Origin of the sequence: Absiella sp. AM29-15, from assembly GCF_003434225.1 — a bacterium.
GTDB classification, from domain to species: domain Bacteria; phylum Bacillota_I; class Bacilli_A; order Erysipelotrichales; family Erysipelotrichaceae; genus Hoskinsella; species Hoskinsella hominis.
This window is the reverse complement of the sequence record NZ_QVFL01000010.1, coordinates 68,006-81,038: the sequence shown is the minus strand read 5'-3', so window position 1 is coordinate 81,038 and position 13,033 is coordinate 68,006. Positions and strand designations below refer to the sequence as shown.

Sequence of the window (13,033 nt, the reverse complement as noted above, 5' to 3'; positions counted from 1 at the left end):
CAACCTCCTTTTTGTTTATATTTTATTGTTACTATTTATTCATCCAAGACTCATCTTTAGGGTCTTTTTTCCATGCTTTCAGTTTTTCTAAATCACTTTCTTCGATATAGTTATTTTCTAAAGCAACACCAATCAATACATCATAATTGCTTAATGTAGAATATGGTACATCCAGTGCTTTGAAGCATTCATCAGCTGCTGGTAATAAGTATGTAAAGATAGCGACAACACCGATTACGATGGCACCAGCTTCACGAAGTGAATCTACAACATCTTTTACACTTCCACCTGTAGAGATTAAATCTTCTACAACGACAACTTTTTGTCCTGGTTCTACTTTACCTTCGATTTTATTTCCTTTTCCATGTGTTTTATTGCTGCTTCTTACATAGCCAAATGGTTTGTTTAATTTGTCCGCAACCATCGCACCCCAAGGGATACCTGCAGTAGAAGTACCAATGATCACGTCTGCATCATTGTAGTTTGCTTTGATTTCTTCTACAAAACCTTCCACAACAACACTTCTTTTTTCTGGAAAGCTTAATACCAGACGGTTGTCACAATAAATTGGACTTTTGATTCCACTTGCCCATGTAAATGGACTTGTTGGCTGTAAAGATACAGCTTTGATAGAAAGCAGGTTTTCTGCTACGATTTTTTCTACGCTCATTATTTTCCCTCCATAATTGCTTCAATTTCGTTATATGTTTTATAAGGATCTTCACTCTTTGTGATACTTCTTCCTACAACGATGTAGTCACAGCCTTCTTCTTTGGCAAATGCTGGTGTTGCGACACGTTTTTGATCATCTTTTGAATCACTTGCCAAACGAATACCAGGTGTCACGGTTAAGAAATCATCACCGCATGCTTCATGGATGCCTCTTGCTTCATGAACAGAGCATACAACCCCATCCAAACCACTTTCTTTCGCAAGTTTTGCGTAAGAAATAACAACGTCCTGAACTTCTCCAGGAATCAATAATTCGTTGTTCATCGCTTCCTTGCTTGTACTAGTTAACTGTGTAACAGCGATACATAATGGACGTTTTCCATTTACTGCACCTTCCGCAAGGCCTTCCATAGCCGCTTTCATCATGGCACTGCCACCAGCTGCATGCAGGTTTACGATATCGACATCTAATTTTGCTAAATTCTTCATACCGTTTTTTACAGTATTTGGAATATCGTGCAGTTTTAGATCCAAGAAGATTTTGTGTCCTCTTGCCTTGATTTCACGAATCATTTCAAATCCAAATGCATACGTTAATTCCATTCCCACTTTTACATAAATTGGTTCACTGAACTTATCCAAGAAACTGATCACATCTTCTTTTTTTGAAAAATCCAGCGCTACGATTGTTTTACTCATCCTCTATGACTCCTTCCGATTGCTTCCTTGATATCTGAAATACCATACTTCTTGAACACTTCTGGTAATTCCTCTATTATTTTAACACAACAATAAGGATCGATAAAGTTCTGCATACCAACTTCTACAGCACTTGCCCCTGCATACAAAAACTCTAATACATCCTCTGCTCTGGTAATACCGCCTACCCCGATAATTGGGATATTGACAGCTTGTGATACCTGATAAATCATACGAATCGCAACTGGCTTGATGGCAGGTCCACTTAATCCTCCAGTAAGATTTGCTAAAATTGGTTTTCCTGTTTTTAAATCCAAACGCATCCCCATCAAGGTATTGATCATGACGATACCATCTGCCCCTGCTTCTTCTACCGCTTTCGCAATTTCTACGATATCCGTAACATTTGGTGATAACTTCACATAGACAGGTTTTGTGGCAGCTTCTTTTGCCATACGTGTTACTTTTGCGGCAAGCTCTGGTTTTGTACCTAGACCAATCCCACCATGTTTTACATTTGGACAACTGATGTTTAATTCATAAGCTTTCACAACATCACTGCTGTTTAGTTTTTGAATGACTTCGACATAATCTTCTTCACTGGCACCTGCCACATTGGCAATGATTTCTGTATCAAACTGTGCCAGCCATGGCAGTTCTTTTTCCATGATCACATCAACACCTGGATTTTGAAGTCCAATAGCATTCAACATACCACTTGGTGTTTCCGCAACACGTGGGGTTGGATTACCAAAACGTTTTTGTGGCGTTGCGCTTTTAATAGCGATACCACCTAGCTTTGATAAATCATATAATTCAGCATATTCTCTACCGAATCCAAAGCATCCACTTGCAGGAATGATTGGGTTTTTCAGGTTTAATCCTGGCAGTTTTACTGATAAATCCATTAGTATTCCACCTTTCCGATAGGGAACACCGGACCTTCTTTACAGATACGGTGATACATGTTTTCCTCTTTTTTATCTTTGGCAACACATGCCATGCAGGCACCAATACCACATGCCATACGGCTTTCAAAACTCATATATCCTTTTGAATAAGCATTTTCGACTGCCTTTAACATTGGAATCGGACCACAGCTGTAGGTGAAATCACAAGTGATTCCTTTTTCTTTGATGGCATCCATGACGGTACCTTTGACACCATAGCTTCCATCCATGGTCGCCACAACAACACTTGCGCCTAGTCTTTCAAATTCATTCACATAGAACACACTTGCGGCATCATTGAAGCCTAAGACAACGTTAACTTTTTTATTGATGGCACGATATTGTTTCGCCAGTTCATATAAAGGTGGAACGCCAACACCTCCACCAATCAACAGCACTTCATCTAATTCTTCATGAATCGGATAGTTGCTGCCAAGTGGTCCAAAGACATCCAGCATTCTTCTAGCGCTAAGCTCACTTAATACCTTAGTGCCATCGCCTACAACTTTGTAGACGATGACGAATTCATTTTTACTTTCTACACTGCAGATACTGATTGGCCTGCGCAACATGTACCCATCCACTTTGATATTCACAAATTGTCCGGGCTTCATATCCTGGGCAATCTTGCCCTGCAGCTGCATACGGTACGTATCTTTCGCAATCTTATCATTGCGCATGATCAGACATGTTTCTACCTGCATATTAATCCTCCAGTTCATTCATTGAAATTGTTGTAAAGTTCTGGCTTTCCAATACACTTAAGATGGCATTGGCTGTATCCAGAGATGTGAAACAGCTGATATTATTTTCCGCTGCGGTACGACGAATCACAAATCCATCATGGTTTGCTTCCTTTTCAACGCTCATTGTGTTGACAACATAGTTGACTTTACCACTTCGAATCACATCTTCTACATTATCTTCCCCATGTTCACTGATCTTACCAACGGTTTTCACAAATAAGCCATGCTCTTTTAGGTAAGCAGCTGTACCAGCTGTCGCATAGATACCATAGCCAATCGCATAGAAACGTTTTGCGATAGATAATGCTTCATCTTTATCCTGATCCGCAATCGTCATTAAGACATTGCCATGACTTGGAATACGGATGCCACTGGCAAGTAATGCTTTATATAATGCTTTTTCAAGTGTCACATCACTTCCTAAAGCTTCTCCTGTAGATTTCATTTCAGGTCCTAAGGTTGTATCGACATGACGCAGTTTCGCAAATGAGAATACTGGAGCTTTTACAAACCAGCGATCACTTTCACTGTGAATGCCTTCTTCATATCCCTGTTCCTTTAAGGAATGACCAAGTACACAACGTGTAGCGATATAGCTCATTGGAATACCTGTGACCTTGCTTAAGAATGGTACGGTACGTGAACTTCTTGGATTTACTTCCAATACATATACCTTTTCTTCTTTATCTACAATAAACTGAATGTTATATAATCCGATAAATTTAAAGCCTTTACCGATACGAATCGCATAATCTAAAATTGTATCTTTTACTTTCTGTGATACGGTTGGTGCTGGATACACGCTGATAGAGTCACCTGAGTGAACACCGGCACGCTCGATATGTTCCATGATACCTGGAATATATACATGTTCTCCATCACAGATACCATCGATTTCAAGTTCTTTACCTACGATATATTTATCGACAAGGATTGGTGCATCATGACTGATTTCTTTTACAGCTGTTGCCATATAGATTTTCAAATCATCATCATTGTGTACGATTTCCATCGCACGTCCACCCAATACATAACTTGGACGAACAAGTACTGGATAACCGATACGATTTGCGATGACAAGTGCTTCTTCCACGGTTGTCGCAGTTGCGCCATTTGGCTGAGGGATATCTAATTTGTGTAACATTTCCTCAAATTCATGACGATCTTCTGCCTCATCAATACTCTGTAAAGAAGTACCTAAAATCTTCACACCACGTTCTACTAATTTATCCGCTAAGTTGATAGCAGTCTGTCCACCAAATTGAACGATGACACCCAATGGCTGTTCCAAATCGATGACATGCATAACATCTTCGATCGTTAATGGTTCAAAGTATAATTTATCAGAGATAGAGTAGTCGGTTGATACAGTTTCTGGGTTGTTATTGATAACGATAGCTTCATAACCACATTCACGAAGTGTTTTCACACAATGAACGGTCGCATAGTCAAATTCTACACCCTGTCCAATACGAATTGGTCCCGCACCTAATACGATTACCTTCTTGTTATTGCTTGGGATACTTTCATTTTCATGTTCATACGTAGAATATAGATATGGTGTATGTGATTCAAATTCACCCGCACAGGTATCTACCATCTTATAAACTGGAATGATGTGATTAGACTTACGTAAGTCATAGACTTCACGTTCCTTCATATCCCATGCTCTTGCGATATAACTATCTGCATAGCCTTTTTTCTTAGCTTCCTTCAATACTTCCAGATTGCCTTTGTTTTCTTTTAATATGGTTTCAAATTTCACAAGATTTTTAAAACGGTTCAAGAAGTATTCATCCATCATGGTGACTTTATGAATATCTTCTACTGTGACACCTTTTCTTAACAATGCCGTAATCACAAAGATACGTTCATCATCATTATCACGCAGTTTCTTCCATAAATCTTCGACATCCATTTCATTGATTTCAGCTTTTTCAAGGTAATCCACTTTCATTTCTAATGAACGGATAGCCTTTAACATCGCTTCATCAAAAGTACGTCCAATGGACATAACTTCACCAGTTGCTTTCATCTGAGTTCCCAGTTTACGATCACCTTTTGGGAATTTATCAAATGGGAAACGTGGGAATTTTGCGACTACATAGTCAATGGTTGGTTCCACACAGGCATAACTAGTCTGGGTAATTGGATTGATGATTTCATCAAGTGTTAATCCAACAGCAACTTTTGCGGCAAGTTTTGCGATAGGATAACCGGTTGCTTTAGAAGCCAAAGCACTGGATCTTGATACACGAGGGTTTACTTCAATGACATAATAGTTGAAAGAATTAGGATCTAATGCCAGCTGAACGTTACATCCACCACAGATTTTTAATGCACGAATGATTTTCAATGCACTTGCACGCATGATACCACAATCACGATCTGTTAATGTCTGGGTAGGTGCTACGACGATAGAATCTCCGGTATGAACACCAACTGGGTCGACATTTTCCATGTTGCAGACAACGATGGCGTTATCCGCATTATCACGCATTACTTCATATTCAATTTCTTTATAACCGGCAATACTTTGTTCAATCAGACACTGTGTTGCTGGTGAAATCTTTAAGCCATGTGCACAGATTTCTTTTAATTCTTCTTCATTATTGGCGAAACCTCCACCAGTTCCACCTAAGGTATAGGCAGGACGTACTACCACTGGATATCCATTTTCATTTGCGAAAACAAGTGCTTCTTCCACTGTATGAACAATCACACTGGCAGGTACTGGTTCTCCGATTTCATACATTAATTCACGGAATTTATCACGATCTTCTGCTTTTTCGATTGCATCTAATGCTGTACCTAATACTTCTACATTAAATTCATCCAAGATGCCAGATTCTGCTAGTTCTACAACTAAGTTTAATCCTGTCTGTCCACCAAGACTTCCAAGGATTGCATCTGGGCGTTCCTTAAAGATGATACGTTTCGCAAATTCTGCGGTCAATGGTTCAATATATACACGATCAGCAATGACAGTATCTGTCATAATCGTCGCTGGGTTGGAGTTGATCAGAATAACTTCATACCCTTCTTCCTTTAAGGAAGTACATGCCTGTGTACCGGCATAGTCAAACTCTGCAGCCTGTCCAATGATGATTGGACCTGATCCTATGACTAAGATCTTATGAATATCTGTTCTCTTTGGCATGATTTATCCCCTTTCCTTCATCAGTTCGATGAATTCATCAAAAATGTATTTCAGATCATCTGCCCCAGGACTTGCTTCTGGTTCAAATGCGACAGAAATTAATTCGTATTTGTTGTGTGTAAAGCCTTCTACAGAATCATCATTTAATGCACGATATGTGATTTCAATACCTGTACCATCGATACTGGATTCATCTAAATCATAACCATGATTCTGAGCTGTAAATTCAATCTTGTTTTTCTTCAGGTTACGTACTGGCATACTGTTTCCATGATGCCCGGTTTTCATCTTTTTCACGTTCGCGCCTAAAGCTAAAGCAAGCACTTCATGACCTAAGCCAATTCCTAACAAAGGAACTTTACCTAACAACTGTTTGGTTGCTTCAATCGTTTCAGGGATTTCATCAGGAGAACCAGGTCCCCCACTTAAGATAACACCATCTGGTTGAAGCTCCATAATTTTTTCTGCACTCATATTGTAAGGTACAACCAATAAATCAATATCACGTTCATTAAATTCACGAATCACCGCAAACTTTGTGCCGATATCTAACATTACAGCTTTTTTACCACGACTTGGAATTGGGAATGGTTTCTGGGTAGAAACTTTTGCAACACCGCCTGTTGGTAGTTCTGTATGCTTCATCATATCAACGATGGCTTTTACATCTGCACCTTCATCAGCCATCATAGCTTTCATTACACCGTTATCTCTAATTTTTCTTGTGATCTCTCTTGTATCGATATCTGCGATTGCTGGAATATTTTTCATTTTCAAGAATTCATCCAGACTCATATCACTTCTGAAATTGCTTGGTTCTTCACAATATTCTTTAACAACGAATCCAAATACATTAGGAATCAGACTTTCAAAGTCATCACGGTTGATCCCGCAGTTTCCAATGGCAGGATATGTCATCATAACGATCTGTCCATAATAAGACAAATCACTCAGGATTTCCTGGTATCCACTCATACCCGTCTGGAAAATCAATTCTCCCATCTGGTAATTGTTGCCACCAAATCCAATACCTTCATAAACACTTCCATCTTCTAAAATCAGCAGCCTTTTCATTTGCGCTCCTCCTTATATACGATTGTCCCATTCACAATCGTTGTGACTATGTTTCCATAAACTTCCCATCCATCAAATGGGGTATTCTTTCCTTTTGAAAAGAATTTTTCTTTATCTATCGTCTGTTTATGATCGATATCCACTAAGATCATATCGGCATCATAACCAGGGGCAAGTTTTCCTTTTTTTTCAAATCCAAAGCGTTTTGCTGGTGCTTCACTCATAAAGTGAACTAGCTGGTTCATTGTGAAGCGCCCTGTATCCTTTACAAAATGAGTATATAACAAAGGGAATGCAGTTTCAATGGATACTATGCCAAATGGTGATTCTACCATTCCTTTATTTTTCTCTTCTTCACTATGTGGGGCATGATCGTTTGCAATCATATCAATCGTACCATCCAGCAAGCCTTGAATCAATGCTTCCTGATCATCTTTTCCCCTTAATGGCGGATTCATTTTATGATTAGGATTTTCTACATCCATCTCATTCAACAATAGGTGATGCACGGTGACTTCCCCACTGCAATCTACACCCATATCTTTATATTCTTTTAAATACTGTACACTTTCTTTTGCGCTCATATGACATACATGATATTTCACACCAGTTTCTTTTGCCAGCTTTAAATCACGCAGCATTTGCGCATATTCACAAGCACTTGGAATACCAATATAACCTAATTCTTTGTTACGGATCCCCTCATGCATACAAGCACCTGGTTTTCGATAATCCATATCTTCCGTATGTGCCACGATCATCGCATTTTCTTTCTTACAGGCTTCCATAGCTGCCTTCATCATATCTTTGCTCGCAACACCAACACCATCATCACTGAATGCGTGGATGCCAAGTTTGCTTAAACCGGCTATATCACTTAATTCTTTACTTTTTTCACCCTTTGTAATGCATCCATAAGGAATGACATTCACAATCGCATCTTCTTTTATTTTCTGAAGGTATGCCTTCATTGTTTCTACATTATCTGGATAAGGAATGACATTTGGCATTGCCATGACTGTTGTAAAGCCACCATGTGCCGCTGCCATTGTTCCAGTTTTTATCGTTTCTTTATGTTCATTTCCAGGTTCACGTAAGTGTACATGCACATCGATAAGTCCAGGCAACAATACAAGACCATTCGCATCGATTATTTCATCAGCTTCTATCTCCAAATGTTCTTTGATTTCTTTGATCCCTGTTTCATCATATGCAACATCCATCTTACAATACGTATGATCCGCTTGCAGGATATTTGCGTTTTTAATCAGCTTCATAGTTTCACATCCTTAAATGGCGCAAAGCCAAATGCTCTTTTCACAACAGCTTTTCTTACTAGCACACCGTTTTCCATCTGTTTAAAGATTCTACTCTTTTCACATTCTACCAGATCATTATCAATTTCTACACCACGATTCACTGGCGCTGGGTGCATAATAATCGCATGTGGTTTCATCATTTCTGCACGTTTTTTGGTTAATCCATATCTTTCCAAGTACTCTTCCTTACTCATTGCCATAGTTTCCTTATGACGTTCATGTTGAATACGAAGCATCATAACCACATCTGCCCATTTTACAGCTTCATCCACTGGCATATAAGACTCGTCTTTATGTATCCATTCATCTGGACCGGAAAATCTTGTTTCTCCTCCCAGCATCGCCATGGCTTCTTTAATACTGTTAGCAACACGGGAATGTGTCACATCACCAATGACAGCCACCTTGATATTTTCAAAAGTCTTAAATTCCTGATAGATCGTCAGCAAATCCAATAAGCACTGGGTAGGATGATTTCCACATCCATCTCCGGCATTCAGAATAGGAATATTGATATTTTCCAGTTCTTTAAAGTATTCATCTTTACTGTGACGAATAACAACAGCGTTGTACCCAATGCTTTCAAATGTCTTAACCGTGTCATAAAGGGTTTCTCCTTTTTCCACGCTGCTTCCGGCTGCGCTGAAATCTTCAACCCTGGCACCAAGCTGTAATTCCGCTGAAGCAAAGGAATAATGTGTACGGGTGCTTGGTTCAAAAAAAAGATTAGCAATTAACGTACGATCAGGTAATTGCCAATCTCTATGGGAACATGAAAAAGCATGAGCATCGTTAAGAATGTCAAGTAGTTCTTCTTTCGTTAAATCACTGATTCTTAGCAAACTATTCTGATTCATAAACAACCTCCATCAGACCACAAAAAAGGTCCATTTTGATATGCAAAAGGACCTTTAATATCTAAAGCGGAAATATATGTTGCCTTCATAACCTCTCTGGATTATCTTAAAGGACCTTTTTATCGTTACTATTTTACCTTATTCTACACCATTTTACAAGATTTTTTTTAAAATATTGCAGAATGGTGAATGTCTTAATAATGTCAATATTCAGTAATTGCTTTTATGGAGGTTTTTTCTTATTTTAAATGTGGCTTTTGTTTCTTATATATAACACACTTATCTTCTAATAATTTAAAATCACAACAAAAACTTTTTAAAAAATCATCTTTATCATGCTTAACGATATCATATACATTTGACACCTTTAATAATATCTCTTTTATCACCTCTTTTTTTCTCAAATATGTATATTCACTTATCAAATAATCTTTATATTTTTCTTTTTCTATATTTACTAAGTTACAATATCTTAAATCAACAGGAATCATATTATTAATCAATAACGCCGAAATTAATATACCACTCTCATTATAAATTTCTACAGTAGTTCTTTTATTTCTTTTTCTACCATCTTTTCTTAATGGTTTTGATGTTAACGGAATTACATAAAAAATGTTTTCTAAAGATACAATAATTCCCGTATATTTTCTATCGCTTTTTAAACTGACTTTCTTATCAAATTGATATAAATATCGCCTATATTCATCTTCCACTTCATAAAACCTTATCTTTTGATCCAACAGCGTTAATTCATCCATTTTTTCACCCCTTTTTAATTTTAAATAAAAATTGAGATTGCTTAATGCAATCTCAATTTTTTTGTCCACTAAAGTAGGACCTTCTCTGTTTTTCATCGCCTACTATAGCAAGGCCACTCTCGTTTTACATCGTCCACTAAAGCAGGACCTCTCTCGTTTTACATCGTCCACTAAAGCAGGACCTCTCTCGTTTTTAGGTATTTCTACCTTCACTTATATTATACATTTTATATAAGAAATGTCAATGATAATATTAACTATTTGCAATTAGTATACAAATCAAACCATTTAGGAATGATCAACTTTTTTGCATCACAGTTGTCTGTACAACATTAATAAATTCTTCCTTACGAATTCTATATATTGGATATCTAATTTATGATGGTTTATTCTCTATTATTTCTATACGTTTCTATATATTGAAAAGCTTAACTTTTGCATATTTATATATATTGTATTTCGTATTGTTATATCTATATCTTTATCACAATTTTCAAAAAAATCATAAATGATGATTCATCATCAAACATTATCCATAATATAAAAATAAATTTCCATACCTGTTTTTGTTAATTCATACCATTTATTTTTTCCTATTTTTTCAACATCGAATATATCATATGTATATACCTTTTTCATAATATTCGTCAAATAATTTTTTTGTAAACCTAGCTTGTCTGCTAATTCTTGGTGTGTGATTCGTCTTTCTTTATAAACTATTTTTATAATATCTATCATATGACAATTCAAATCTAATATTGTTTTAGGATTTACGCTTTCTTCTTTTAAGTTATCCATAAATTCCTCGATTTTTATAAAAGCGAATAATTGTCCTATTCGAAATGTTTGATAAAGTAATTGATGTTCTGATAAATCTAGATCATCAATCTGATCAAATATATCATAGTGTAGAGCATCAAATTTTTTCATATATTCACTTTTCTTTGAAGTTTTCATATACATACAAATTTGTTTTATTATACTACCTATCACTTCGTCATCATATCTCATTGCTTCTACTGAAACACTTTGATTTAAATCGTTCATAGTGATAACTTGCCAATTTAGCTCAAAATCCTTATTTATAAATGATTGCGATTTCATAGTATACCTCCTAAGTTGTTTTATAGTTCACAACAGTTCACACCACTATTATATCATGATTTCTACAGCATTAAAGATTATTTATAAAAATCCAAAAAAACAGATTAAACAAAGAGTATGGATTGGTAAATTTAAAATAGCAATTTTTAAGTTTTTCATACTCTTGCATTATGCAAAAACTATAGATTTCTTTATCTATACAATAATTAGGAAGGCATTCTATCTGCATAATCTAATGGATACTCCCTTATTTTCCATATTTTATCAATAAACTTTTCGCATAATACTCACATGCAGGTTCACAATAATGTCAGGAGGTAATTGAAAATGAAAAAAGAAAAATCTAAAAAACAGAGCACTAAGTTTGTGGCAGCACGTCGTAATTCTGATGGAACTCTAAGTGAGTTTAAAGATGCAGAAGGAAACACTTACGATTACGAACAGGCGTTAGAAGCAGTTGAACAAGGTTTGATTGAAAATGCATTGCCTTTTACTGGCCGTGATGGTGCACGTCATATCCGTGGAGTAAATGACGGAGATGAATCAACAAACTTAAGAAACTTAAAAGAATTCTAGTATGAAAAAGAACATATGGAGAAATTAATCTTCCATATGTTCTTTTATTTCTTCTACTTCATAAGCTAAGCTTTCTTTATAATTTCCTATCGTTATATACAAAGATAGAAATGCTATTACCAATAATACAATATTGACAATTAAAAATACCTGACCAATCAATCGGATATAGATAATTGCGCCATTAAGAGAAGAAGCACGTAAAGCAATCACAACAAGAATCGTACAGACAATAAATTCTGCCAACAGCAAACTGATGACATAAGTTGTCTTTTTTTTATTGATATAGAGTGCGTATGCCATGATACAGACAAATCCTTCTAACAACTCCATTGTTCCGATATTTTCTAACAATAACTTTAATATTGCTAAAGGCGTTACTTTCGTCAATGATATCGCATCCAAGATGACTCGTGATATATAACTGGAATCTAAAATTGGATAAGACAGCATTTCAAATAATGAGGTATAAGAACCACGGGATACTAATAATATGCCTAATAAAATATATGGAATGATAAAGATGATAGAAACAATCAGAAATATCAACATACAAACATGGACACGTTTTTCTCTTGTATCGATCCATGCATCATAAGGCAGCATCATTTTTCTAACCAGTCTTCCCCTTTGATGACTTCTACGCCTGATAAGCCTGGATAATCTAACTGTCGCAATACTTCATAAATGATAATTGCTGCACAATTGCTTAAATTCAGACTTCTGGCATTGGCAACCATTGGCAAACGCATACAACGATCCAAATGCTGGGAAAGTATTTCTTTTGGAATCCCTGTACTTTCTTTTCCTAATACAAGATAAATATCTCCCTCACATGTTGTAAAGTCAAACTGGCTTGGTGCTTTCTTTCCATATCTTGTCATATAATAATAGTTTTCACTAGGGTGCTGGGATACAAATTCATCCCAGTTTTCATATACATGATATTCCAGTTCTTTTACATAATCCATGCCGGCACGTTTTAAGTGCTGTTCATCTAATGAGAAGCCTAATGGTTTGATCAAATGCAACACACTTCCTGTTGCCATACATGTACGCATCATATTTCCTGTGTTTTGAGGAATTTCTGGTTCATATAATACCAAATGTAACAT

The 13,033-nt window shown here is 36.5% G+C and carries 13 protein-coding genes; 1 reads left to right on the top strand and 12 read right to left on the bottom strand.

Going from position 1 to position 13,033, the window contains the following annotated elements; all coding sequences use genetic code 11:
• Window positions 1-31: 31 nt before the first annotated feature.
• From pyrE to DW761_RS11340, 10 genes are all read right to left on the bottom strand, one after another.
• Window positions 32-670 (bottom strand): orotate phosphoribosyltransferase, encoded by a 639-nt coding sequence (pyrE, locus tag DW761_RS11385; RefSeq protein WP_117452387.1) that lies wholly within the window; start codon window positions 668-670, stop codon window positions 32-34.
• On the bottom strand, window positions 670-1,371 hold the full coding sequence (gene pyrF, locus DW761_RS11380; RefSeq protein ID WP_117518208.1) for an orotidine-5'-phosphate decarboxylase: 702 nt from the start codon (window positions 1,369-1,371) through the stop codon (window positions 670-672). Before pyrF ends, pyrE begins: the two co-directional genes overlap by 1 nt.
• On the bottom strand, window positions 1,368-2,279 hold the full coding sequence (locus DW761_RS11375) for a dihydroorotate dehydrogenase (protein WP_117518206.1): 912 nt from the start codon (window positions 2,277-2,279) through the stop codon (window positions 1,368-1,370). The genes pyrF and DW761_RS11375 overlap by 4 nt, the downstream gene beginning before the upstream one ends.
• Entirely contained in the window at window positions 2,279-3,025 is a 747-nt protein-coding gene (locus DW761_RS11370; protein WP_117518203.1) for a dihydroorotate dehydrogenase electron transfer subunit, read from the bottom strand. Before DW761_RS11370 ends, DW761_RS11375 begins: the two co-directional genes overlap by 1 nt.
• Before the next feature lies 1 nt (window position 3,026).
• Window positions 3,027-6,227, bottom strand: a complete 3,201-nt coding sequence (carB, locus tag DW761_RS11365; RefSeq protein ID WP_117518201.1) for a carbamoyl-phosphate synthase large subunit — start codon at window positions 6,225-6,227, stop codon at window positions 3,027-3,029.
• Between the two features lie 3 nt (window positions 6,228-6,230).
• Window positions 6,231-7,301, bottom strand: a complete 1,071-nt coding sequence (locus DW761_RS11360; RefSeq protein ID WP_117518199.1) for a carbamoyl phosphate synthase small subunit — start codon at window positions 7,299-7,301, stop codon at window positions 6,231-6,233.
• Window positions 7,298-8,578: a dihydroorotase gene (locus DW761_RS11355; protein ID WP_117518197.1), complete on the bottom strand. Its 1,281-nt coding sequence runs from the start codon at window positions 8,576-8,578 to the stop codon at window positions 7,298-7,300. Before DW761_RS11355 ends, DW761_RS11360 begins: the two co-directional genes overlap by 4 nt.
• Complete coding sequence (locus tag DW761_RS11350) at window positions 8,575-9,477, bottom strand: aspartate carbamoyltransferase catalytic subunit (RefSeq protein ID WP_117452394.1); 903 nt, start codon at window positions 9,475-9,477, stop codon at window positions 8,575-8,577. The genes DW761_RS11355 and DW761_RS11350 overlap by 4 nt, the downstream gene beginning before the upstream one ends.
• Window positions 9,478-9,716: 239 nt before the next feature.
• Window positions 9,717-10,334, bottom strand: coding sequence for a type III toxin-antitoxin system ToxN/AbiQ family toxin (locus tag DW761_RS11345; protein ID WP_117452395.1), 618 nt, complete (start codon window positions 10,332-10,334; stop codon window positions 9,717-9,719).
• 426 nt (window positions 10,335-10,760) lie between these two features.
• Complete coding sequence (locus DW761_RS11340) at window positions 10,761-11,342, bottom strand: hypothetical protein (protein ID WP_117452396.1); 582 nt, start codon at window positions 11,340-11,342, stop codon at window positions 10,761-10,763.
• 327 nt (window positions 11,343-11,669) lie between these two features.
• Between DW761_RS11340 and DW761_RS11335 the strand changes: the two genes are divergently transcribed.
• The gene (locus tag DW761_RS11335; RefSeq protein ID WP_117452397.1) at window positions 11,670-11,918 is read left to right on the top strand and encodes a DUF3892 domain-containing protein; all 249 of its coding nucleotides are present in this window, start codon (window positions 11,670-11,672) and stop codon (window positions 11,916-11,918) included.
• Between the two features lie 24 nt (window positions 11,919-11,942).
• On the opposite strand, the gene DW761_RS11330 is transcribed toward DW761_RS11335, so the two are convergent.
• Both DW761_RS11330 and DW761_RS11325 read right to left on the bottom strand, forming a co-directional pair.
• On the bottom strand, window positions 11,943-12,527 hold the full coding sequence (locus DW761_RS11330; protein ID WP_117518195.1) for a hypothetical protein: 585 nt from the start codon (window positions 12,525-12,527) through the stop codon (window positions 11,943-11,945).
• A complete protein-coding gene (locus tag DW761_RS11325) occupies window positions 12,524-13,033 on the bottom strand; it encodes a tRNA (cytidine(34)-2'-O)-methyltransferase (RefSeq protein ID WP_117518193.1) in 510 nt (169 codons plus the stop codon). The genes DW761_RS11330 and DW761_RS11325 overlap by 4 nt, the downstream gene beginning before the upstream one ends.